General features: G+C 59.2%; 19 protein-coding genes and 1 pseudogene. 8 read left to right on the top strand and 12 right to left on the bottom strand.

The genetic code is table 11. The annotated features are described in order from the left end of the window. Window positions 1–10 precede the first annotated feature (10 nt). Window positions 11–397 carry a hypothetical protein gene (locus tag JTJ32_RS05005; RefSeq protein WP_099230226.1) on the top strand — a complete coding sequence of 129 codons (387 nt, stop codon included), beginning with the start codon at window positions 11–13 and terminating at the stop codon, window positions 395–397. On the opposite strand, the gene JTJ32_RS05000 is transcribed toward JTJ32_RS05005, so the two are convergent. From JTJ32_RS05000 to JTJ32_RS26515, 4 genes are read right to left on the bottom strand one after another with little or no spacing between them, the layout of a single operon-like run. Further along, the gene (locus tag JTJ32_RS05000; protein ID WP_099230224.1) at window positions 391–1,287 is read right to left on the bottom strand and encodes a metal ABC transporter substrate-binding protein; all 897 of its coding nucleotides are present in this window, start codon (window positions 1,285–1,287) and stop codon (window positions 391–393) included. The genes JTJ32_RS05005 and JTJ32_RS05000 overlap by 7 nt on opposite strands. 11 nt (window positions 1,288–1,298) lie before the next feature. Continuing rightward, complete coding sequence (locus tag JTJ32_RS04995; protein WP_025994007.1) at window positions 1,299–2,168, bottom strand: metal ABC transporter permease; 870 nt, start codon at window positions 2,166–2,168, stop codon at window positions 1,299–1,301. Beyond that, entirely contained in the window at window positions 2,165–2,932 is a 768-nt protein-coding gene (locus tag JTJ32_RS04990) for a metal ABC transporter ATP-binding protein (RefSeq protein WP_210041216.1), read from the bottom strand. The genes JTJ32_RS04995 and JTJ32_RS04990 overlap by 4 nt, the downstream gene beginning before the upstream one ends. Then, entirely contained in the window at window positions 2,911–3,042 is a 132-nt protein-coding gene (locus tag JTJ32_RS26515) for a hypothetical protein (protein ID WP_257212145.1), read from the bottom strand. The genes JTJ32_RS04990 and JTJ32_RS26515 overlap by 22 nt, the downstream gene beginning before the upstream one ends. A 184-nt stretch (window positions 3,043–3,226) precedes the next feature. Between JTJ32_RS26515 and JTJ32_RS04985 the strand changes: the two genes are divergently transcribed. Next, entirely contained in the window at window positions 3,227–4,447 is a 1,221-nt protein-coding gene (locus JTJ32_RS04985) for a putative DNA modification/repair radical SAM protein (RefSeq protein WP_210041214.1), read from the top strand. Then, the gene (locus tag JTJ32_RS04980) at window positions 4,444–5,283 is read left to right on the top strand and encodes a TIGR03915 family putative DNA repair protein (RefSeq protein ID WP_210041211.1); all 840 of its coding nucleotides are present in this window, start codon (window positions 4,444–4,446) and stop codon (window positions 5,281–5,283) included. The genes JTJ32_RS04985 and JTJ32_RS04980 overlap by 4 nt, the downstream gene beginning before the upstream one ends. A 96-nt stretch (window positions 5,284–5,379) precedes the next feature. Here JTJ32_RS04980 and JTJ32_RS04975 read toward each other — a convergent pair whose 3' ends face one another. Next, window positions 5,380–6,222: a PhzF family phenazine biosynthesis protein gene (locus JTJ32_RS04975; protein WP_210041210.1), complete on the bottom strand. Its 843-nt coding sequence runs from the start codon at window positions 6,220–6,222 to the stop codon at window positions 5,380–5,382. A 159-nt stretch (window positions 6,223–6,381) separates the two neighbouring features. Between JTJ32_RS04975 and JTJ32_RS04970 the strand changes: the two genes are divergently transcribed. Then, the gene (locus JTJ32_RS04970) at window positions 6,382–7,230 is read left to right on the top strand and encodes an NAD-dependent protein deacetylase (protein ID WP_210041208.1); all 849 of its coding nucleotides are present in this window, start codon (window positions 6,382–6,384) and stop codon (window positions 7,228–7,230) included. Between the two features lie 4 nt (window positions 7,231–7,234). Here the strand turns inward: JTJ32_RS04970 and JTJ32_RS04965 are convergent, their stop codons facing one another. Both JTJ32_RS04965 and JTJ32_RS04960 read right to left on the bottom strand, forming a co-directional pair. Beyond that, a complete protein-coding gene (locus tag JTJ32_RS04965; RefSeq protein WP_210041205.1) occupies window positions 7,235–8,215 on the bottom strand; it encodes an arsenic resistance protein in 981 nt (326 codons plus the stop codon). 59 nt (window positions 8,216–8,274) lie between these two features. Then, window positions 8,275–10,638, bottom strand: a complete 2,364-nt coding sequence (locus JTJ32_RS04960) for a DNA polymerase II (protein WP_210041203.1) — start codon at window positions 10,636–10,638, stop codon at window positions 8,275–8,277. Window positions 10,639–10,880: 242 nt separating this feature from the next. On the opposite strand from JTJ32_RS04960, the gene JTJ32_RS04955 reads away from it, so the two are divergent. Together JTJ32_RS04955 and JTJ32_RS04950 are read left to right on the top strand one after the other, a co-directional pair. Further along, complete coding sequence (locus JTJ32_RS04955) at window positions 10,881–13,463, top strand: bifunctional diguanylate cyclase/phosphodiesterase (protein WP_210041201.1); 2,583 nt, start codon at window positions 10,881–10,883, stop codon at window positions 13,461–13,463. Window positions 13,464–13,583: 120 nt separating this feature from the next. Then, the gene (locus JTJ32_RS04950; protein ID WP_099230210.1) at window positions 13,584–14,024 is read left to right on the top strand and encodes a CBS domain-containing protein; all 441 of its coding nucleotides are present in this window, start codon (window positions 13,584–13,586) and stop codon (window positions 14,022–14,024) included. Window positions 14,025–14,244: 220 nt separating this feature from the next. Here JTJ32_RS04950 and JTJ32_RS04945 read toward each other — a convergent pair whose 3' ends face one another. Both JTJ32_RS04945 and JTJ32_RS04940 read right to left on the bottom strand, forming a co-directional pair. Further along, entirely contained in the window at window positions 14,245–14,793 is a 549-nt protein-coding gene (locus JTJ32_RS04945; protein ID WP_210041199.1) for a DUF4174 domain-containing protein, read from the bottom strand. 122 nt (window positions 14,794–14,915) lie between these two features. Further along, window positions 14,916–16,118 (bottom strand): aspartate aminotransferase family protein, encoded by a 1,203-nt coding sequence (locus JTJ32_RS04940; RefSeq protein ID WP_184322938.1) that lies wholly within the window; start codon window positions 16,116–16,118, stop codon window positions 14,916–14,918. 104 nt (window positions 16,119–16,222) lie between these two features. On the opposite strand from JTJ32_RS04940, the gene JTJ32_RS04935 reads away from it, so the two are divergent. Then, a complete protein-coding gene (locus JTJ32_RS04935; RefSeq protein ID WP_210041197.1) occupies window positions 16,223–17,128 on the top strand; it encodes a LysR family transcriptional regulator in 906 nt (301 codons plus the stop codon). A gap of 65 nt (window positions 17,129–17,193) precedes the next feature. On the opposite strand, the gene JTJ32_RS26670 is transcribed toward JTJ32_RS04935, so the two are convergent. The 3 genes and pseudogenes from JTJ32_RS26670 to JTJ32_RS04925 form a co-directional block, all read right to left on the bottom strand. Then, on the bottom strand, window positions 17,194–17,898 hold the full coding sequence (locus JTJ32_RS26670) for a methyl-accepting chemotaxis protein (RefSeq protein WP_371682175.1): 705 nt from the start codon (window positions 17,896–17,898) through the stop codon (window positions 17,194–17,196). Between the two features lie 198 nt (window positions 17,899–18,096). Continuing rightward, window positions 18,097–19,098, bottom strand: a pseudogene (locus tag JTJ32_RS26665) (methyl-accepting chemotaxis protein); the annotation flags it as partial. Window positions 19,099–19,415: 317 nt separating this feature from the next. Next, window positions 19,416–22,898, bottom strand: coding sequence for an indolepyruvate ferredoxin oxidoreductase family protein (locus JTJ32_RS04925; protein ID WP_210041193.1), 3,483 nt, complete (start codon window positions 22,896–22,898; stop codon window positions 19,416–19,418). A gap of 186 nt (window positions 22,899–23,084) precedes the next feature. Between JTJ32_RS04925 and JTJ32_RS04920 the strand changes: the two genes are divergently transcribed. After that, window positions 23,085–23,552, top strand: coding sequence for an Lrp/AsnC family transcriptional regulator (locus JTJ32_RS04920; RefSeq protein WP_099230198.1), 468 nt, complete (start codon window positions 23,085–23,087; stop codon window positions 23,550–23,552). The last annotated feature ends 450 nt before the right edge of the window (window positions 23,553–24,002 follow it).

The following is a 24,002-nucleotide window of genomic DNA, read 5'->3' as shown; positions in this document are numbered from 1 at the left end:
GGATGACGACATGTCTGCTCAGATTGACCCTTATCGCTTGCCCGCCCTCACCCACTATCTGTCCGGTCTGGTTTTCGTCGACAGGGCGATACCGCAACACCCCTTTCCTCTCTATGCCTTTGTCAGCCATTACAACGCAGCGCTGGAATGGCTTTCACAGGACGACTTTATCGACACGATCAGGACCGAAGGCATTACGGCTGAGGGGTTCAGTGCATTTTGGGTGACGCCTCAGGCAGAAACTTGCGAACGAACCAGCCCGAAGACTGCACCACCGGCCGCAACGAAGGTCGATGGACGCGGCCTATTTGCCGATTACCTGACGTTGGCGCAGGTGTACGGCGACTGGATATCGGCGACCCGCTATACCCCGCTGAGCGTTGATACGGATTACTGATGCTTCTTCATCGCCGCCACCAGCGTGTCGACGTTGTAGCGAAACATCTTCGCGTAAGTCGCAGCAGGACCGTCCGGCGGCGACAGGGCCTCAACATACAGTTCGCCGCCAGGCTGGGCACCGCTGGCCTCGGCAATCTGCTTGACCAGACGCGGGTCACCCGAGTTTTCGAAGAAATAGGCACTTACGTGCTCGGCCTTGATCTGACGGATCAATTTCGAGACGTCTGCCGCTGACGCTTCCGATTCGGTAGACAGGCCAAGCGGCGACAGGAACGTCACGCCATAGGCGTCTCCAAAATAGCCAAAGGCATCATGCGAGGTGAGGATCTTGCGATTGGCCTTGGGTATTTCCTTGATCTGGTCGCGAGCGTACTGATCCAGGTCCCGCAACTGAGTGATGTAACGATCGCCATTGGCCTGATACAGACTGGCCCCCTCCGGGTCGGCCTTTTTCAGCGCCGTCACGATGTTGCGCACGTAAATCACGCCATTGGCGGCGCTGTTCCAGGCGTGCGGGTCGGTGATGCGCTTGCCGTCCTCGTCCATGCTGCGAGTCTTGATGCCTTCGGACAGCACCACCGGCTGGCCTTTGTAGCCTGACGCCTTGATCAGACGATCCATCCAGCCCTCAAGATGCAGGCCACTGACGAACGTCAGGTCAGCGTTTTTCAACGCTTGGGCATCGGTCGGAGTCGGCTCGTAGACGTGCGGATCGCCATTGGGGCCGATCAGCGAAGTGACGTGGACGCGGTCGCCGCCCACCGTGCTGACCATGTCGGCGATCACCGTGAATGATGCAACCGCTTCCAACGGTTTGGCCTGGGCGATGGATGCAAAGGCAGACAGCGCCAGCGCGGCCATTGAACTCAACAACATCAGTCGTTTCATGACATACCTTTTCAGTGAGCCAGGTGAGGTTTGGGAAACAATCGGCGAAGGATGCCCGTACGCCCGAAGAGCAGAGAAAACACGTAGAACGCACTGGCGGTCAGGACAATGGCCGGTCCCGAAGCGACGCCCAGATGGTAGGAAACGATCAACCCGATCAGGCCCGCCAGCGTGGCCAGAAGGGTCGAGATCAGCATCAGCGCGCTTAACGAGCTGGCCCAGAAACGCGCCGCCGTCGCCGGCAGCATCATCATGCCCACCGCCATCAACGTGCCCAGCGCCTGAAAGCCCGCCACCAGATTCAGCACCACCAGCAGCAGAAACAAGACGTGATACAGCGAACCACGCCCGCCCACAGCCCGCAGAAAGCCCGGATCGAAACATTCGAGTACCAGCGGGCGATAGATCACGGCAAGCAGGATGAGGGTGAACGAAGCGATGCCGCCGACCATATAGATAGACGCGCTGTCGATGGCCAGAATGGTGCCGAATAGCACATGGAGCAGATCAACACTGGAACCGTGAAGCGAGACGATCAACACACCCGCCGCCAGCGAGGTCAGGTAGAAGCTGGCGAAGCTGGCGTCTTCGCGCAACGCCGTCAGCCGACTGACCAGACCCGACAGCAGCGCAACCGCAAGCCCGGCGATCAACCCGCCGAACCCCATCGCGGGCAACGACAGCCCCGCGACCATGAAACCGACCGCAGCGCCGGGCAGGACGGCGTGACTCATCGCATCACCGACCAGGCTCATGCGCCTGAGCATCAGCAATACGCCAACCGGTCCGGAGCCGATGCCCAGCGCCAGACACGCCACCAATGCGCGGCGCATGAAACCGAACTCGACGAAAGGCTCGATCACCAGGTTGTACAGCATCATGACGGCTCATCCTCAACGTCGCACATCGACTCATCGACGGTCCAGTACTCGGCCATGTTGCGAGCCTTGCGAAGATTGGCAACGCTCAGCACCTCAGTGGTATCACCCCAGGCAATCGCCTCGCGTGCCATCAGCAGGGTCTGCGGAAAATGCTGGCGGACCTGATCAATGTCGTGCAACACCGCAATGACAGTGCGGCCCTGGCCGTGCCAGACTTGCACCAGTTGCAGCAGATCGCGTGTGGTACGCGCATCAATGGCGGTGAATGGCTCGTCCAGCAGAATCACCGACGCATCCTGCAACAGCAGCCGGGCGAACAGCACCCGCTGAAACTGTCCTGACGACAGCGAGCCGATACTGCGCGTCTCGAAGCCTTCCAGACCGACAGTCAACAACGCTTGCCGAGTAAGATCGGCGTGGTTGCGGGTCAGGCTGCGGAACGGCCCGATACTGTGCCAGGCCCCCATCGCCACGGTATCGGCAACGCTCAACGGGAAACTGCGGTCGATCTCGGCGGCCTGGGGCAGATAGCCGATGGTGCGGATTGCCAAGCGCCCGCGATCCACCCGCCCCTGCGCAGGCTTCATGGTTCCAGCGATGGCTTTGATCAAGGTGGATTTGCCTGCACCGTTGGGGCCGACGATGGCGGTCAGACTCCCGGCTTCGAAACGACCGCTGATGTGGTGAACGGCAGGTCGACGTTCGTAGGCAACGGTAAGGTTTTCCAGCGCAATGGCGGCGCTCACGGAATGGCCACCGACCATCCGATCGCCAGCCAAAGCAACGCGAGAACCGACAGGGAAAACAGAATTCGTTTCCAGGCCGACTGGGCCAGCACCGAGCTTGCGATAGACGAAGGGGGAAATGTTTTCACGACGAGGCAACCTGAAACTATTCGTTACAGTATTACATAAGCCATCATCCTGCCGTTATAAAATAACATTCATGTTCGCCTTCTTTTTTCAGTCCCGCCTGACCTTCGGTCTGCTTCATGCCGTCCGGCTTGAGTCTTGCCTTGCAACCCGATACTGTACATGCAAACAGTAATGAGGCATTCCATGCAGCTCATCGACAAGCTCAGCATTCTGGCGGACGCCGCCAAGTACGACGCGTCATGCGCAAGCAGCGGAGCACCCAAGCGCAGCTCGCAGGATAAATCCGGTCTCGGTTCCACCAACGGCATGGGCATCTGTCACAGCTACACGCCCGATGGGCGTTGTGTGTCCCTGCTGAAGATCCTGCTGACCAACTTCTGCCTGTACGACTGCCAGTATTGCGTCAACAGACGATCAAGCGACGTGCCCCGCGCCCGGTTCACGCCTGAAGAAGTGGTCACCCTGACGCTGGACTTCTACCGTCGCAATTGTGTGAGTGGGCTTTTCCTGAGCTCCGGCATCATCCGCTCGGCGGACTACACCATGGAGCAACTGGTTGAAGTCGCCCGGCTGTTGCGCGAGGTGCACGAATTTCGCGGTTACATCCACCTCAAGACCATCCCCGACGCCGATCCCGCACTGATCGCCCAGGCCGGTCGTTATGCCGATCGCCTGAGCGTGAATATCGAATTGCCTACCGATGCGAGTTTGCAGGCCCTGGCGCCTGAAAAGGATGTCGTCTCGATCAAGCGTTCGATGCAGACGATCTACACCGGCGAGCAGACCGTGCGCAACGAACCGCGCTCGCCCAAATTTGCACCGGCCGGGCAAAGCACGCAGATGATCGTCGGGGCCGACGCCACCGATGACAGCACCATCCTGCACAGTGCGCAGTCGCTGTACAGCAACTTCAAGCTGCGTCGCGTCTATTACTCGGCGTTCAGCCCGATTCCCAACAGCCCGAACAGTGTGCCGCTGGCCGCACCGCCGCTGATGCGCGAGCACCGACTGTATCAGGCCGACTTTCTGCTGCGCGGCTATGGGTTCACGGCGGGTGAATTGTTGAGCGGGCCGGGAGATCTGGCGCTGGACATCGATCCGAAGCTGGCCTGGGCGTTGGGTAACCGCCAGGTGTTTCCCCTGGACCTGAACAACGCAGACCCTGCGTTGATCGCTCGCGTCCCCGGCATCGGTATTCGCACCACCCAGCGTCTGGTTGAACTGCGTCGGCAACGGCGTATCCGCTACGAAGACCTGACCCGCATGCGCTGTGTGCTGGCCAAGGCCAAGCCATTCATCATCACCAGCGACTACCATCCGCCTCAGGCCGAGACCACCAGCGAGTTCCTGCATCATCAGTTGCGTGATCGGCCGCAGCCCCAGCAAATGGGGTTGTGGGGATGATCTGTCTCGATTGCGACAACCTGTTCGATACGTGGCGGCAGCAGGCGCGCTGGCTGTTGAGCCACGGGATCGACCCCAGTCAGGTCAGTTGGAAAACGCCGGATGCCGCCGATCTGTTCGGCAGCGACCAGGACTGTCCGACAGAGCAAGGGCCCTTCCAGGCACGCGTGCCGCTCGAACTGCTGCATCTGCTGGAAAGCGCGTCGCGCTACCGCGGCGAGCAACGCTGGAGCCTGTTGTATGAAGTGCTGTGGCGTGTCAGTCATGGCGACCGGACAGCCATGATGGCGGGCGACAGACTGGGCAGCGAATTGCATCGACGACTCAAGTCGATTCGCCGCGAGGCGCATCATCTGCACGCCTTCCTGCGTTTCGTGGCATTGCCTGCGCCCGAGCAGAACGATGAGCTGATGCGCCCGGAATACGTGGCTTGGCACGAACCGGCCCATGACATCCTGCACAGCGCCAGTGAGCACTTCATCGGTCGCATGGGCCAGCACCGCTGGATGATTGCCACGCCGCAGGATGGCGTCTATTACGATGGCAAGCAGTTGATTCATGAGCGTCGTTGCCCGGACGCCTGGAAGATCATGGCTCGTCAGGTAGACGACCCGCATGGCGAGCTGTGGCTGACCTATTACAGCCACATCTTCAACCCGGCTCGCCTGAACCCCAAAGTCATGGAAGGCCATTTCCCGTCACGGTTCTGGAAAAACCTGCCGGAAGGTCCTCTGATTCCGGCACTGATTACCCAGGCCCGCACGGGCAAACAACGCGACGGTCAAGCGAACGACATCGCCGCCCGACGCGGCAAGAAAATTGCGTATCGGGACTGAAATGTTGCAATCCCGACATGAGCGGCTTGCCGGCGATGCATTTTTCAGGCGGCCTGCAAATGACCTGGCTGACGCGCTCGCCGACAAGCTGCGACCTTAAAGCGAAACTCGTCCATCAATGCAGGTCACTGTCGCGCCCCCGACCCACACGTCATCACCGACACGCTTGATATGCACCCTGCCCTTGCGACCCAACGCAGCGCCCTGACTGGCGACATAGCTGTCCGTCGCCAGACCGTCTTCCAGCACCCACAGCGCAATACCGGCATTCAGGCTGCCCGTGACAGGGTCCTCCGCCATGCCGTCCCCCGGCACGAATGCGCGCACTTCAAATTGCGCCTCGTCGCCATCCACTTGCGGATTCCAGGGTGCGAACACGCCAATCTTCAGTCCATCAAGCTTTGCGTTGTCCGGCTGCAGCGCCAGCACGCTGGCACGATCTGCCAATCTCAGCACCATCCAGCCCGGACCATTGTCCGCCCAACGCGCCTCCAGAATTGCGCTGCTTTCCAGGCCAAAACCGTCGCGAACCTGCTCAACCAGCACGGGTTCTACCGGGCCTGAACGCAGCAAGGGCGGCGCGGTAAACGCCAACTGCTGACCATCGCGACGAATTCTGATCAGGCCGACGCCACACTCCTGAACGATTTCCTCACCCTGCGCGATGCCACCGTTCTCCAGCCAGGCATGGCAACTGCCCAGCGTCGGATGCCCTGCAAACGGCAGTTCGTGGAGCGTGGTAAAAATGCGCACGCGATAGTCGGCGCGAGGATCAGTGGGCTTGAGCAGGAAAGTGGTTTCGCTCAAATTCGTCCAGCGAGCGAAGGCTGCCATCTGCTCATCGCTCAGGCCGTCAGCTCCAAGCACCACGGCCAATGGGTTGCCGAGCAGCGGTTGTTCACTGAAGACATCAACCTGTTTGAAATCGAACGAAGGCATTCAAAGCTTCCTTGTGTGCTTGTCAGTCGGCAAAGGTCGCATGCAACGGCGTGGCAGGACAACAGCCCGCAGTCCATTCAAGCGGATCCACCGGCCAGGCGAACCATGCATTTGATGGTAATGTCACCTTCATGACCTGCCGACCACCCGAGGTTTGACATGCTGGACAGCCACGCCCGCGAACAGCTCGACGCCCTTGGCCGGCACATGGCCGAACGGCCGTTTCTGGTGATCACAGGAGCGGGTATCAGCACCGCGTCCGGCATCCCCGACTACCGCGACAAGGATGGGGTCCGGCGCGGCAAACAGCCGATGATGTACCAGGAGTTCGTCAACAACCCGGCAGCCCGTCAGCGCTATTGGGCGCGGGCCATGCTGGGCTGGCCGAGAATCCGTGCGGCGCAGCCCAATGCTGCGCATCAGGCGTTGGCTCACCTGCAGAACAGTCACGCCATTACCGGGTTGATAACCCAGAACGTAGACGCCTTGCACACCCAGGCAGGAAGCCCTGAAGTCATTGAGCTGCACGGCAGCCTCCATCGGGTGCTGTGTCTGGATTGTCATCAGCGTCACGACCGAGCAGCGATTCAGGACGTGATGCTGGAGCAGAACCCTTACCTGCTCGGCATCCATGCCGTTCAGGCACCGGATGGCGACACGCTGCTGGACCCGGCTTTCGAAGCCGGCTTCAAGGTACCGCCCTGCCCTCACTGCCAAGGCGACCGGCTCAAGCCTGACGTGGTGTTCTTCGGCGAGAACGTCGCCCCGCCCACCGCAGCGAAAGCCATGTTCAGCGCCGGACAGGCCGAAGGCTTGCTGGTGGTCGGCACGTCACTGATGGCCTGGTCGGCATTTCGGCTGTGCAAGGCCATGGCCGAACAGGGCAAACCGATCATCGCCATCAACCACGGCACGACTCGCGCCGACGAATTGCTGGACATGAAGATCGAAGCGCCGTGTGAACAATTGCTGCCGCTGCTCGCCGAAGAACTGGCTCAGTCCCGATGAAGAGTCAGCTGACGGTTTCAGTCTGCTCAGCGTCGCGGATCAACGCCGGAATCACACGGATGTAGATCAATTCGCTCACCAGTTCGATCAGCGTCTGGGTGATGACGGCCGCCGCCGCCAGCTCCCTGATTCCATCCGGCAATGCCAGAGCCAACGGCAGGACCACCAGCGAATTGCGTGTTGACGCACTGAAGGCCACCGATCTGGCACTGGGTGCAGGCAGCCTGAAGGCCCTGGCCACCAGCGCGCCTGCCAGCGGTGCCAGCACCATGAACGCCAGGTACACCGGAATAACGGGCAGCAACCGGTCGAGGCTGCTCACCACCGATGCCATCTGCGAACCGATCACCACCACAAGAACCGCGGCCATCGCCGGTACCGGCATCCACGCCCACGCATTGTTCCAGCGCGTCACAATGGATGATCGCCTGACCCCGGCAGCGGTGAGAACAGCCAGCACCAACGGCAGAACGATCAACACCAGAAACGCCTCGACGAAGGGGCTGATGGCAATCGCCACCGACGACTCGCTGCCCAGCATCAACGCCAGGTACAGCGGCAGCAGCAACAGTTGCAGTAGAAGCAGCAAAGGCGTGGCGGTCAGGACAAGTCTGGAATCACCCTTTCCCAGATGCGTGAACACCACGACGTAATCGATGCAAGGCGTCAACAGCACCAGCAAGGCCCCCACCATAATGGCCGTGTGTTCGCTGAGCGCACGGGTCAGCAGCCAGACCAACAGCGGAATCACCAGAAAGTTTGCGATCAGCAGCGCGAGCATGAAACGTTTGTTGCTCAGCGCCTGACGCAGGTCCAGAAACGGGATCTGCAGGAACATCGCGTACATGAGCACGGCAATCGCAGGGGTTACCAGTGTACTCAATGCCTGCGACGCGACAGGCGCGAAAAGTCCGCCTGCAGCCGCCACCAGCACGGCGATCAAGTAGATCGGAATCTGTTGTTGCTCCAATTGCTCTCTGCTCACGTTGAATCCTTGTACAGCGTTGAATCATGTTGGGTGGAAAGTCGATCAACATTCACTCGCTAGAACAACCCCAGTTGCCCACCGATCAGCGTAGCGAAGTCATCATCCACGAACGGCAGGATGGCATCGGCCAGCGGTTGAAGCTGGCGGGTGACATAGTGGTCGTAATCGATAGGCGCCGTGCGGATTTCCAGAGGCTCCGGCCCGGCAACGGTCATCACGTAGCTGATCCAGCCGCCGCTCTGATACTGGCGCGGACGGCGCTGCTGGTCGTTGTACTCGTCGGCCAGGCGCGCCGCACGCACGTGGGGCGGTACGTTGCGCTGATAGTCGTCCAGCTTGCGGCGCAGGCGTTTGCGGTAGATCAGCAGGTCATCCAGCTCGCCTGAAAGCGTTCGCCGTACGTAGTCACGCACATAGTCCTGATACGGCTGACGCTTGAAGATTCGCAGATACAATTGCTGCTGGAACTGCTGGGCCAGTGGCGACCAGTCGGTACGAACGGTTTCCAGTCCCTTGTAGACCATCTCTTCGCTGCCGTCGGCTCGGGTGACCAGCCCGGCATAACGTTTTTTGCTGCCCTCCTCTGCACCGCGAACAGTCGGCATCAGAAAACGCTTGAAGTGGGTTTCGTATTGCAGCTCAAGAGCGCTGTCCAGCGCGTACGTGATGCGCAAATGTTCGCGCCACCAGTCGTTGACCAGCCCGACCAGCGCCTTGCCGATGGTGGCGGCTTCTTCCTGACCATGAGGACGGCCGAGCCAGACAAACGTCGAATCCGTGTCGCCATAGATCACCGTGTAACCCTGCGCCTGGATCAGCTCGCGGGTCTTGAGCATGATTTCATGGCCGCGCAGGGTAATGGATGACGCCAGTCGGGGGTCGAAGAACCGACAGCCACTCGAACCCAATACGCCGTAGAACGCGTTCATGATGATTTTCAGTGCCTGGGACAGCGGCGCGTTGTGCTCACGCTTGGCCGTTTCGCGCCCCTGCCAGACCCGTTCGACAATGGCAGGCAGGCTGTGCCGCGTACGAGAAAAGCGCGCGCCACGATAACCCGGCACCGACTCACTGTCGTCAGGGTGACGAAGGCCTTCGATAAGGCCGACCGGGTCGATGAGAAAGGTGCGGATGATCGACGGATACAGGCTCTTGTAATCCAGCACCAGCACTGACTCGTAAAGTCCCGGCTGCGAGTCCATGACAAACCCGCCAGGGCTGGCCTCCGGCAGGCGCTCGCCCAGATTGGGCGCCACAAAGCCCTGGCGGTGCATCAGCGGCATGTACAAATGGCAGAAAGCCGCGACCGAACCACCGCTGCGGTCGGCTGGCAGTCCGGTCACCGTGGCGCGCTCCAGCAAGAAGGTCAGCAACTGGGTCTTGGCGAAGATTCGCGTGACCAGCTCGCAGTCCTTGATGTTGTAACGCGCCAGCGCCGGCTTGTCCTCGGCGAACATGCGGTTGATTTCATCCATACGCTGGTACGGCGTGCTGATGGCCTTGCCCTCGCCCAGCAGGGTCTGGGCGACGTTCTCAAGGCTGAACGAAGGGAAGCTCCAGGTCGCGGAACGCAGCGCTTCGATTCCGTCGATGACAAGGCGCCCGCTGATGTCGGCATAGAAATGATTATTACGGCTGCCGTGCTCGCGCCAGCCCATGCTCTCTCCGCCACGACCCAGCTTGAGCGGCACGTTCAGGCGTTGGGCATGTTCGTGCAAGACGCGCAGGTCGAACTGGACCACGTTCCAGCCGATGATCGCGTCAGGATCATGCAAGGCCAGCCATTCGTTCAGCCGCTCCAGCAACTGGGCGCGGGTCTCGCAATACTCGAGTTGAAAGTCCAGCGCCTCGCTGCCGCCGTTGGCCGGTCCCAGCATGTACACCTGGCGCTGACCACAGCCTTCCAGCGCAATTGAATACAGCTCGCCGCGCGCGGTGGTCTCAATGTCCAGCGACACCAGTTTCAACCGGGGGCGATAATCGGCGTCGGGTCTGATCTGCGCATTGCAAAGCACGCCGTCAGCGTTCGCCGTGCCACCGAACTGCACGGGCGCGGTGATGAAGCGCTCCATCAGGTAGCGCTCGGGCGGACGAATGTCGGCTTCGTAGACATCGACATTGCCTTTGCGCAGCAGCTTTTCGATGTTAATCAGTTGTCGATGCTGCTGGCAGTACACACCCAGTACCGGCCGGTGACGGAAATCACTCAATTGCAGCGGCCGCACCTCCACACCGCGCTCGGTCCGCAACAATGCCCGGGCGCGCTCCTGCTGTTCGGCGGGAATGAACGCGACGGAAGGCTGGCATGGCAGACGGATGTGACGCGGACCGTCATCGGTTGCCAGCCAGAAATCGACTTCTGTCCCGGCGGGCGTGTCCTGCCAATGCCGACTCAGGATGAAGCCCTGCTGTAAATCCAACGGTGCAACCTCGATCAGACGATTCAGCGCCTGATTCTACGTGGCTATGGTCGCAAAGGCGCGCCTGACGGTCGGTTCAAGAAACATTTGCCGCCGCCGATAGCCCGATATGACGTCCTGACCATGGACTCGACGTCAAAGCTGGCGTCTGAGGCGTCGCTACGTGAGGCGTTTTTCCTCGCTCGTCGGCTGTGGCGGCTCATGGCCGCGACGTCGGTGCTATTGACCATGGAATAGCAGTAATGAAATCGTTCGAATCGCTCGACCCTCTGCCCGGGACGCCGACCAGCAACACCTCTCTGGCACGACGCACACTCGGCACCATGGGAGGCATGCTGGGTGCGTTGTCGCTCGTGGCGTTTATCTCACTGTTCTACATCGCCCATCAGTTGAACCACAGCGCCGCCTTGCAGAGCCGGCATCTGGTCGAGAAAGTCTGGCAGTCCCGGGAAAAGACCCTGATCGCGAATTTCAAGGACTACGCCTTCTGGGGCGATGCCTACAAACATCTTCACATCAACGTCGATGCCGAATGGGCGTACACGCGCAACAATCTGGGCGCTTCGCTCTACAACGATTTCCAGTTCGAAGGGGTTTTTGCCGTCGATGGCCACGAGCAGACGGTTTACTCTGTGGTCAACGGTGAGCGGGTAACGCTGCAACTGAATGACTGGCTGGACAGCCGTCAGGATCAGTTCATTGAACAGGCGCGCGAGCAAGGCGAAGGCGATGTCTTCACGCAAATTCGACAGGTGGATCATGTCCCGGTGCTGCTGATCGCTGCGCCGTTGACGACCGGCGGCGATGAGCAGGTCCAACAGACGGACTCCATTCAATCGATACTGGTGCTGGGTTACAGACTCACACCTGAAAAATTGCGGGAGATGGGGCTGCAATACGGTATTCAGGGGTTACGCGAGGCCGCCGACGCCGAAGATGCGGCGCGTTTTCCCTCGCTGGAAATTGCCTCGGGCGTTTTGTTGCGCTGGGACCCTGAGCAGCCTGGCATGAAGCTGGTGGGCGGTTTGCTCCCCGTTCTGCTTACCTGTCTGGCGACGTTGATTCTCATCGCCCGACGTGTCACCCGCAAGACCATCAGAGCCGCTGAACTGATGGACCGGCAGTTTGAGCTCATCACTCACAGCCGGGCAGCACTGCTCAGCAGCGAAGAGCGTTTTCGCAACGTGGCCGAAAGCGCATCGGACTGGGTCTGGGAAACCGACGCCGAGTTGCGCATCACCTATCTTTCCGAGCGATTCACACGCGTCACCGGACATGCATCGCATCCCTGGACGGGGCGCAGTCTGACTCAGTTGTTGTCCTGTGAGACCCAGTCACTGGCCGACTGGATTCGTCTTGAACGCCCCATGGACGAGCGCGCTGTGTTGCGTTGTACGCATTACTCGTTACAGGGAGCCGTCCGTATCAGCAACATTGCCGCCAGGCCGATCGTGCTCGATGGGCAGATCAAGGGCTACCTGGGGATTGCCTCTGACATCACCCGTGAAGTGGAAACGCAGTCGCGACTGTTCCACCTGTCTCAGCATGATGCCCTGACCGGCCTTCCCAATCGCACCCAGATGCAGGCGTTCCTGACTCGTACCTTCGAACAGCGCACCGAGCCAGGTTCGACGGTCACCATGCTGAACCTGGATCTGGACAGCTTCAAACCCATCAACGACGTGTTCGGACACAGTGCGGGTGACAGTGTGTTGCGTGAGGTCGCCGAACGGCTGTCACAGTGCCTGCCTCCTTTTGGGCTGCTGGCAAGGCAAGGTGGCGACGAGTTCCTCATGGTTGCCACCAGCCTCGCCACCGAGGAAGACGTCGAGCGCTTATGCGAACGACTGATACGACACATCCGCAGGCCTTTTACGATCAACAGTCAGGAAGTGTTCATTGGCTTGAGTATCGGTATCGCAGTGTGCCCCCTGCATACCCATGAAAGTCAGGACCTGATCCGGTTTTCAGACCTGGCCCTGTATCAGGCCAAAAAGGAGGGTCGCAATACCTGGCGTTTCTACGAACCCATCATGAGCACGCGTATCACTCAACTGCGCGAAATGGAAAAAAGCCTGCGTGTGGCGATCGGAAACGATGAGTTCACGCTGCGCTATCAGCCACGCCATGACGTGCACAGCGGGAAAATCTGCGGCGCCGAAGCGCTGATTCGCTGGGAGCACCCGACACTGGGCCTGTGCATGCCGGATCAGTTCATTGGCCTGGCTGAAGAGAACGGTCTGATCCTGTCACTGAGTGACTGGGTGCTGCATCGCGCCTGCCGCGATGCAGCCGCCTGGGACAGTGCCTTGCTTGTGTCGGTGAACATCTCTGCCGTGGAGTTCCGCACGCCGGGGCTGGTGGAGCGGGTGCGTCAGGTGCTGGCAACGACCGGTCTGCCCAGCCACCGACTGGAACTGGAAGTGACCGAGCGCGTGATGATTCACGACGCACAGGCGGCCCTGACGCTGATCAACGAGCTCAAGACGCTGGGTGTAAGGCTGTCGATGGACGACTTCGGCACGGGCTACTCGTCGCTGAGCTATCTAAAAATGTTCCCCTTCGACACCTTGAAGATCGACCGCAGCTTCATCAGCGAGATCGACGCCAATACCCAAAGCCTCTCCATCGTTCAGGCCATCATTCAGCTGGGGCGCAGCCTGTCGATGACCATCACCGCCGAGGGAGTCGAAACCGCTCGTCAACTTGAGTGCCTGCAATCACTGGGCTGCGACGAAGCTCAGGGGTACTACCTGAACCGGCCCATGCCGCTGGCATCGTTTCTGGACACCGTTCGGACTCAGACTTGCCAGTCGATAAGCTGACTGTCGGGTTCTCGTCGGTTCGAGGTCGTTTTGCCGCTTGCCGGAACGCACTGACTGCACGATTCTGTAGATGACAGCACTGTGCCCAGACACAGGGTCACACTCACACCGGAGAGCGCCATGAAAACCGTCGCCCAGTTGTTGAAATTGAAAGCCGAACATAACCAGCAGGTGCATACCATCGGTCCGGATCGGATGGTGCTCGATGCACTCAGGCTGATGGCCGAGAAGAACATCGGGGCCTTGCCGGTGGTCGAGGATGGCGTGGTAGTGGGCGTCGTGAGCGAGCGTGACTACGCACGCAAGATGATTCTGAAAGGCCGTTCGTCAGTGGGCACACCGGTGAGCGCAATCATGAGCAGCAAAGTGATCTCCGTGGACTCGCAACAGACCGTCGAGACCTGCATGGGCATCATGACCGACAACCACTTGCGCCACCTGCCGGTCGTGGAAAAAGGCGAACTGCTGGGCCTGCTGTCTATCGGCGATCTGGTCAAGGAAGCCATCAACGAGCAGGCCAGCCTGATCCAGCAGCTCGAGCAGTATATTCGGGGCGAGTAACCGTGCTGGTCGAGCGCCGGGAGAGATGCCGCGCCCCATCAAACAACGTGCAACTTACCGAGTAGACCATTTAGTTGTGGGAAGCCCCGCCACGTCTTCGACCTGGCGCTGTCGCGCATCAAACTTCGTGGGAGCGAAACGCCGCCCGGTCCGCTCCCACAAAAAATTACGATTCTTCAGTAGGTTACAGGTTGCCTGATAAGAGGTTGCGGGGACTGGATCAGTCGTCCAGCGTTTTACCGGCCGGCGCAGCCTTGCCAGGTTTTCCGGCCTTCTCGGCGGGTGCAGGCTTGGGCTCCGGTTCTGGCGGTGGCGCGCTGGCTTCACGTTCACGCATCGGCATCTGGTCGATGGTGGCGAAAATCTCCTTGGGATCGACGGCCCCTTCCTTCTCGATTTTCTTCTCCCCGTCCTTGCCCAACAGAATGACCTTGGTTTTCGCGCCAGCGCCCAGTTTGAGTTCACGAATCAAGGCCATCGTCGACTGTGCATCCAGGGTCTTGCCATTGCGTTCGCCAATGGTGTTGACCACCGTGAACAACACCATGTTGCGCTGTGCGAACGCTTCACGGTTGGCAGGCTCGTCAAGCGCCTTCTTGATGCTGACCAGCGTAGGGTCGACCGTGCTGGGGGCTATGATGATCAACGGGCGTGTCTTGCCGCGCTCCTGCGCCAGCGGGCTGTCACTGTCGGCAGCGAGGGTGGGGACGGCAGCGGCAAGCCCGCCAGCGACGAACAGAGTGGCGAGGGTCAGGGACCGGATTGACATGGTGGGCTCCTTTTGAATCCATGGGGTAGCCATTGCGTCGACACACGCAATGCCCCCCTGTTCTACCGCATATGGGTCGTTGCGGTACAGCCCGGCATGACTCCTGCACTCAAACCTTCACATCAAGCCATGCGTTCCTGCTGCAAGGCAGTGGCGCTATCGAGCGTCGCGACAACCCCGTCAACAATCAGCTCTACCTCGGCCGCATCCAGCACAAGCGGCGGTAAAAGGCGAATGACCTTGCCCCGGGTGACGTTGATCAACAGGCCATGATCCTGCGCGGCCAGCCGCGTCAGCTCGGGAATGGCCTGTAGCAATTCGATACCAATCATCAGTCCCCTGCCCCGGACTTCCAGCACCAGAGGATGGACTTTCAATCTGTCCTGCAACCGCTCCAGCAAAAGCTGCCCCTGTTGCCGCGCATTTTCCACCAGACCCTGCTGCTCAATGATATCGATGACCGTACATCCCGCCCGACACGCCAGCGGATTACCACCAAACGTACTGCCATGGCTGCCCGGCGTGAACAGTTCGGCTGCCTTGCCCCGCGCCAGGCATGCACCGATGGGAATGCCGTTGCCAAGCCCTTTGGCCAGAGTGATGACATCCGGCACGAAGCCCTCATGTTGAAACGCGAACCACTTGCCGGTACGGCCCATGCCGGTCTGGATTTCGTCGAGCATCAGCAGCCAGTTACGCTTTGTGCAGCGCTCGCGCAAGGCCTTGAGATAGCCGGGCGGCGCTACACGGGCCCCGCCCTCGCCCTGAATCGGCTCCACCAGCAGGGCGCTGATGCGGTGACCGTACGTGTCACACGCCTTATCAAAGGCTGCCAGATCACCAAACGGCACCTTGACGAAATCCCCCGGCAATACGCCATACCCCGACCGTACCGCAGGCCCGTCGCTGGCACACAGCGTGCCCAGCGTACGCCCGTGGAACGCGTTTTCCATGACCACCACCAACGGCTGCTCGATGTATTTATGCCAGCCGTGCAAGCGCGCCAGCTTGAGCGCTGTTTCATTGGCCTCGGCACCTGAATTGTTGAAAAACACCCGATCCAGTCCAGACAGCGCAGTCAGCTTTTGTGCCAGACGGTGCTGCCAGTCAATGCTGTAGAGATTGGACGTGTGCAGCAGCAGGCCTGCCTGATCACGAATAGCTTCGACCAGCAGCGGATGCGAGTGACCGACATTGGTCACCGCCACGCCGGCCACGGCATCCAGGTACTCGCGACCTGCCTGGTCCCACAATCGAGTGCCAACGCCATGACTGAAGCTCAGGGCAAGTGGCTGGTAAGTGGTCATCAGGCAAGCAGCGGTCATGAGGTGAAGCTCCATAGGTGAACGACGTGTTTTTGCAGTATCGTTAACCACCAGCGCTGGATAAACAGCGATTCACTTCAATCATTTTAAAGCGGGAATTGATAATGGACCTTTTTCAGGCCATGACCGTGTATGTAAAAGTGGTCGAAACCGGCAGCCTGACGGGTGCAGCGCAGGCGTGCTCGATCTCCACGACCATGGTCGGCAATCACCTGCGTTCACTGGAACAGCGTCTGGGCGTCAGTCTGCTGATCCGCACCACTCGCCGTCAGCGCCTGACCGAATTCGGTACGCAATACTACGAACGTTGTCTGGAAGTGCTGGGGCTGGTGGCCGCCTCCGAGCAACTCGCCGAACAGGCCCAGGGCGAACCCGCAGGCACCTTGCGCATCACTGCACCGCTGACCTTCGGCTCAGAAGTGGTAGCACCGGCAATGGCCGAATTCTCCCGACGCTTTCCGCAGGTCAGGCTCGATCTGGTGTTGAGTGACCAGCGGCTGGACCTCGTTGACAATGGCTTCGACATCGCCATTCGGCTGGGTGCCCTCCCCGAGTCTTCACCCCTTATTGCCAGACCCTTGCAGGATTACACCCTGACCATCTGCGCCTCGCCCGACTACCTGGCTCGCCACGGCACGCCGATTCGACCCGAGGACTTGCGTGCGCATAACTGTCTGGCGTTCGCTTACCAGGCAGGCGATGGATGGCGTGACACAGGCAAGCGCTGGCGCATGACCGGTGCGGAAGGTGAAGTGCTGGTGGACGTGCAGGGTTCCCTGCTGATCAATACCTCCTCAGGCTTGTGCAATGCGGCCCGGGAAGGCATGGGTATCGTGATGCTGTCGGACGCACTGGTGCACCGCGATCTGAATGAAGGCCGACTGGTGGCGCTGCTGCCGGACTATCAGCTGCCCAGACGCCCCATGAACCTGCTGTATGTGCAGGACCGTTATCGACTGCCCAAGCTGCGCAGCTTCGTCGATTTCGCGATGGAAATGTGGGGCCGTTGATCCGGCGCGCCATGTTGCCCGCGCGCCGGAACCGTCAGGCATCGCCTGGCGACGATGCTGTGAGATCAGACCCGGAAGCGGCTGACCAGGCCTTGCAGGTGCACACCAAGGCGTGCGAGTTCGATGCTCGATGAAGCCGTTTCCTCGCTGGCCGATGCGGTCTGCTCGGAAATATCCCGCACCTTCAGCACACTGCGGTTGATCTCCTCGGCCACCACGCTTTGTTGCTCGGCAGCAGCGGCGATCTGGTGATTCATGGTCTCGATGGTCGAGATTGATGAGGTGATGTTATTGATGGACCGACCCGCGTCGCGCGTAAGTTCCACGCTGTTTTCCGTCAATGTCCGGCTGCTCTCCAGAATAGTCGCGACCCGCGCCGTTCGGCTGTGCAGACCACCGATGAGCGAGGCAATTTCTTCCGTGGAGGTCTGAGTACGCTGCGCAAGGCTGCGCACTTCATCGGCAACCACTGCAAAGCCTCGTCCGGCCTCTCCGGCGCGTGCCGCTTCGATGGCCGCATTGAGGGCCAGCAGATTGGTCTGCTCGGCAACCGCCTTGATCACGTCCAGAACGCCGCCTATCTTGTTGCTCTCGCTTTTCAGCTCGTCCATGGCCGACCTGGAATGTTCGACTTCGCTGGCCAGACTTTCGATCTGAGTGATTGCTCTGGCAACAACGCTGTCGCCTTCGCGCGCTTCCATCGACGCATTGACTGCGGCATGTGAGGCTTGCTCGGCATTTCTGGCCACGTCCTGCACGGTCGTGGACATCTCGTGCATCGCTGTCGCAACCTGATCGGTTTCGGTTTTCTGGCTGTTCACCCCGGCACTGGTCTGCTCGGTCACGGCAGACAACTGCTCCGCCGCGCTGGCGATCTGGGTAACGCCGTCGCGCAGTCCGCCAATCAGCTCGCGAAGGTTGCCCGTCATACGTTGCATGGTGCCTTGCAGCAGACCCAGTTCGTCCTTGCGGGTGATAACGCGGCTGTCGGTGAGGTCGCCATCCGCCACACGTTCGGCCAGCTTCAGCGTTTCCATCAAGGGGCCGACGATCAATCGGGTAATGACCCAGGCCGCAATGATACTGACCACCAGTGCCGACACCAGCCACAGGATCAGCAGCGACCTGGCCTGGTTCATGTCCTCCATTCTCAGGGTGACCTGGTTTTTGGAAAGCTGGTCGGCGGACGCAAGAAGGATTTCGATGTTTTTGGAAACACCCGCCTGAGCTTCGTCGATTCTGGCCTGGGCGCTGGCGAACTGAGCGATCGCGCTCTGGTAAGCAGTCAGGGCATCCTGAAGAGCTTTTACGGTATCGGCCTGACCACTGAATGCGCTCAGCGTTTTCATGAAATCAATGGCCGTTTTGATGGACGCTTCAGCGACCAATTTGCTGTCGGCCTTGAGCGAAAACGTGTACCCGCGTACATCGAAGCGCATTTTCTGAAAGACCATCAATGCCTCAGCGGATGTTTCCCGCAACTGCGCACTGCCCTCAATGGAGTTTGCGAAACTTTGCAGTTTCTGCAGATCTTCTGCTGCGGCATCAGCGTGTCGACCAAATACCAACCGGGTGGCCTCTCGCGCTTCAGTGGCTTGCATCAGGTTGTCATAATGAATCCGATAATCTTTCATGGCTGCCAGCGATGCATTGATCAGCGGCACATTGATATCGGAGGTGAACACCGTTGCGGCATAGCGCACATGGTTATCCAGGGTCTCGTACGCTTTGAGCCAGTTGCTGGCGCGTTCGGCGTCGTAGTTGATCGTAAATGACAAGCGGGCAATGCGCATGTCCCGAGTCAGAGTGCTCAACTTGCTTATGTCGGCGGTGCGTTCGCTACGTTCGCTCAGCGAGACAATGCCCGACCAGCCTGTCAACGCGATAAGTACAGTCAGCAAAATGACCAGCGTGAAGCCCAGAACAAGCTTGGACCTGACACTGATGTTGCCCAGGAGAGTAGTCAGCATATAAAGCTCTTGATAAGTTTTTGAGTGTGATGTATTTGGCGACTCCCTGCCGGTGTAACCTGCATGAAGTTTTCGGCATCACACTTTCAAACTTTAAACTTAGAGCAAATATTCTTTTTATTTTTAGAACTCGACGACCGCGCATAAAAAATAAAATTCAATTCTATTAATCAGCTCAATAGTCTTTTATAAAATCTCTATCAAAAACAATTCAAAAGAATATATGAGAACAACATTAACACCCTTTTGAATACACCCTAGACTGGATTGCACACCCGTCGAGGTGCGCAATCAGTCAGTCATCGGGCAGCCTGTCTTTATGCCGCCACCTCATACAGCTTCGGCGCGGCCATCTCCCCATTTTCAAGACTGCGACGCAGCACATTGGCCTGAATCGCCGCAGCCTTCATTGCACTTTCCTTCACGTAGCCATAACCGCGGATGCGCTCAGGCAGGCGTGCCAGACTCAAGGCGGTGTGACGATTGCCAGCCTGCAGGTGCTGCATAATCAGCTCGACATCGCTGACGTAGCGCTCGATCAGTTCGCGCTCCTGACGACGCTCAAGGCTGCGACCAAACGGATCGAGCGCCGTGCCGCGCAGAAACTTGAATTTTGCCAGCACATCGAATGCTCGCAACATCCAGGGACCGAAGCTGCGCTTGCGCGGTTGTCCGGTGTGCGGGTCGCGCCTGGCAAGCCATGAAGGCGCCAGATGAAACTCAAGGCGGTAATCCCCTTCGAACTGCGCTTCCAGTTGTCGCGTGAAATCTCCGTTGCTGTACAGACGTGCCACTTCGTACTCGTCCTTATACGCCAGCAGTTTGAAGTAGTTGAACGCCACGGCTTCGGTCAGCATGGGGTGCTGCCCCGGGAACAGCCTTGCTTCGGCATCCTGCACACGTCTGACCAGTGTGAGGTAACGGTCGGCATACGCCTGATTCTGGTAGTCGATCAACGTGGTCAGATTGCTCTGGATACGCTGTTCCAGTGACAGTTGTGGCGGCTCGACGGGCTGCTGTTGGGGATTGACGAATGCTTCCACGGCGGCCGGGTCATGAGCGGTACGACGCCCCCACAGGAAAGCCTGTTGATTGAGGCTGACGGAAACACCGTTGAGCTCGATGGCTTTCTCGATGGCGTGCGACGTCAACGGGATCAAACCCAGCTGGTAGGCATAACCGAGCATGAACAGGTTGCTGGCGATACTGTCGCCCAGCAACCGTGTCGCCAGTGATGTAGCTTCAACGAAGTGGGTTTTGTCCGCGCCCACCGCATCGACGATGGTCTGTTTCATGGCCTCGACCGGGAACACTGCATCCGGGTTGCGGGTGAACTCTGCAGTCGGCGTTTGCTGACTGTTGACCACCGCATGGGAAATCGCGCTGTCCAGCTTGGCGATTGCATCCGGCCCGGCCGCCACCAACAGGTCGCAACCCAGCAACAGATGTGCTTCGCCGGCGGCAATCCGCACTGCAAACAAATCCTGCTGGCGCGCTGCGATGCGAATGTGACTGACCACCGGACCAAACTTCTGCGCCAGCCCGGCCTGATCCAGCACGCTGCAGCCTTTGCCTTCCAGATTGGCGGCATACCCCAGCATCGCGCCCACGGTGGTCACACCGGTGCCACCGACGCCGGGCAGCAGAATATTGAACGGCCGCTCCAGTGAAGGCAGAGCCGGCTCAGGCAAGGCGGCGAACGCTTCGACCTGTTTAGGCAGGACCGGCTTGCGCAGCTTGCCGCCATGAACGGTGACGAAACTGGGGCAGAAGCCCTCAACGCAGCTGAAGTCCTTGTTGCAGGCATTCTGGTCGATTTCACGTTTGCGGCCCTGTGCAGTTTCCTTGGGCAGCACAGACAGACAGCCGGATTTCACACCGCAGTCACCGCACCCCTCGCACACCGCCGGGTTGATCAACGCACGCTTTTCCAGGTCGGGCATGGTGCCGCGTTTGCGGCGACGACGCTTCTCGGTGGCACAGGTCTGGTCATAGATGATCACCGAAACGCCCTTGAACTCGCGAAGCTCACGCTGCACGCTGTCCAGGTCACGTCGATGATGGAACGTGGTGATAGGCGCAAAGCCTTCTCTGTCCGGGTATTTGTCTGGCTCGTCAGACACCAGGGCGATCCGCTGCACGCCTTCGTTGAACACCTGGCGGCTCAGTTGATCGACACGCAACACCCCATCGATGGGCTGTCCGCCGGTCATGGCCACGGCGTCGTTGTAGAGAATCTTGTAGGTGATATTGACCTTGGACGCGACCGCAGCGCGAAGCGCCAGATGCCCTGAGTGGAAATAGGTGCCGTCGCCCAGGTTCTGGAACACGTGCGCAGTTTCGGTAAACGGCGCCTGACCGATCCAGGTCACGCCCTCGCCGCCCATCTGGGTAAACGTATCGGTCGCCCGGTCCATCCAGATCGTCATGTAATGACAGCCAATGCCCGCCAGTGCACGGCTGCCTTCCGGTACCCGGGTAGACGTGTTGTGCGGGCACCCGGAACAGAAATGCGGTGTGCGCTGGGTCGTGAACAATGGCGCCTGAAGGGCTTTTTCCTTCTCGCTGAGAAACTGCAGGCGCGCTTCGATCTGCGGGCTGCTGTAGAACGGAGCAAGCCGTTTGGCGATGACCCGCGCGATCATCGCCGGGGTCAATTCACTCAGGTTCGGCAGCAGTGAGCAGCCGTGCTCGTCGAACTCGCCTACCACCACCGGGCGACGGTCCACGGGCCAGTTGTACAGTTGGCCGGTCAATTGATCTTCGATAACACTGCGCTTTTCTTCGACGACCAGAATCTCGTCCAGTCCCTGGGCGAAGTCATGCACCGACACCGGCTCCAGCGGCCAGCTCATGCCGACCTTGAGCACGCGAATGCCGACCTGATCGCAGAGCTGCTCGTCGATGCCCAGCTCTTCGAGCGCCTGCCGTACATCCAGGTAGGATTTGCCAGTGGTCACGATACCCAGCCGGGGCTGCGCAGAATCAATCACCACCTTGTTTAGCGCATTGGCACGCGCAAACGCTCTGGCCGCGTAGATCTTGTAAGTGTTGAGACGTGCTTCCTGCGCCAGCGGCGGATCCGGCCAGCGAATATGCAGACCGCCTTCGGGCAGCGCGAAGTCTTCGGGGATGCGGGTCTGCATGCGCAACGGATCGACTTCGACGACTGCAGAGGAATCGACATTTTCAGCGATGGTTTTCATCGCCACCCAGCAACCGCTGTAGCGCGAAAGCTCCCAGCCGATGATGCCGTAATCGAGGATTTCCTGAACATTGCTGGGGTTGAGCACCGGAATCATCGAAGCGATGAAGGCATGTTCGCTCTGGTGCGCAATGGTCGATGACTTGCAGCCATGGTCGTCGCCCGCCAGGATCAGCACCCCGCCGTTGGCGGCAACGCCCGCAGAGTTGCCATGCTTGAAGACGTCACCGCAACGATCGACACCTGGACCTTTGCCATACCAGAGCGCAAAGACCCCGTCGTACTTGCCTTGGGGAAACAGGTTGACCTGCTGGCTGCCCCACACCGCCGTGGCCGCAAGTTCTTCGTTGATGCCCGGCTGGAAGTGAATGGCATTCTGCTGGAGATAATCCTTTGCATCCCACAGGCTTTTATCCAGATTGCCCAATGGAGAACCGCGATAACCGGAAATGAAACCTGCGGTATTGAGCCCGCGCGCTTCGTCACGCTGCTTCTGCAGCATCGGCAGCCGGGTCAGCGCCTGTGTACCGGTGAGGTACAGGTTGCCGGTGGCGAGCCGGTATTTATCGTCCAGACGAATATCAGCCAGGGTCATGCGATTACCTCTCTTGTTTTTATTCAGGCTTTCTTATGAGTCAGGTCCATCTCGCCGGGAGGGTCGAGCCCGGCGGCCTTGTCATTAGACTGCCTGTAGAAAAGAGGCTTTTTCTTTCTAAATTGACAGATATCTGCTGATATTGAGCATGCCCTCTTCGAAAAAAACAAAAAACAAGGTCAATTCATGCAGCTTAAATTGAGCCCTATCGATCGCAAGATTCTCCGCCTGTTACAACATGACGCCGACCTGTCGGCGGCAGAGATTGCCGAGCGTGTCGAGCTGTCGCAGTCACCCTGCTGGCGACGCATCCACAGACTGCAGGAAGAAGGCCTGATCGAGCGCACCGTCGCGCTGCTCAGCGCACAAAAGCTGGGGCTGAGCATGACAGTGTTCGTCGAGGTCAAGCTGTCCGGTCACGGCAGGCGATATCTGGCCGAGTTCGAAGAAGCGATCATCGGCCACCCTGAGGTGCTGGAGTGCTACACCATGGCGGGCGGCATGGATTTCATGCTCAAGGTCGTGGCACAGGACATCGCCAGCTACGAGCGCTTTCTGCGGGACCATCTGCTGCAACTGCCACACGTGCACGAAGCGCACTCCAACATCGCCATGAGCACGGTCAAGCGCACGACTGAATTGCCGCTGGACTGAGGAAGAAAAGAAGTATTCAGGAAAAAGGCACAATCCATCGACAGACGCCGATGGATTGTTTCTTTCTATGAGGATGTCAAAACATTTGACTGGCAAATGATAATGATTATTATTGCATCAGCTGGTCGCGAGACTGGCTGGATAACCTGGAAGTCTTAGGTCGGCTTGCAGATTATCTCCTCATCAGGCTAATCACGGTTTTTGACCCGGCTTTTTTGCCGGGTCTTTTTTTTGGTTTTTCGCTGCTTCAGGCTAATGAAGTCTGGGGTGTTGCACAGTGTTTCAGAATGGCGCGGATGATATCAAAGCAATGACGTCTCAAGTCATTTTTTTGCACCGACAGCGGCTGTAACTGCCAGATAAATCGTAATTGCAGCGCCTTTTCACTTGAGAATGATTCTCGCATTCATTAGGCTGATTGCGTGATGGATGAAACCTATAGGCTCAAGG

Source organism: Pseudomonas alliivorans (assembly GCF_017826695.1).
Taxonomy (GTDB): domain Bacteria; phylum Pseudomonadota; class Gammaproteobacteria; order Pseudomonadales; family Pseudomonadaceae; genus Aquipseudomonas; species Aquipseudomonas alliivorans.
Note: the sequence above shows the minus strand (reverse complement) of the source record. Positions and strands in the feature narration are given on the sequence as shown.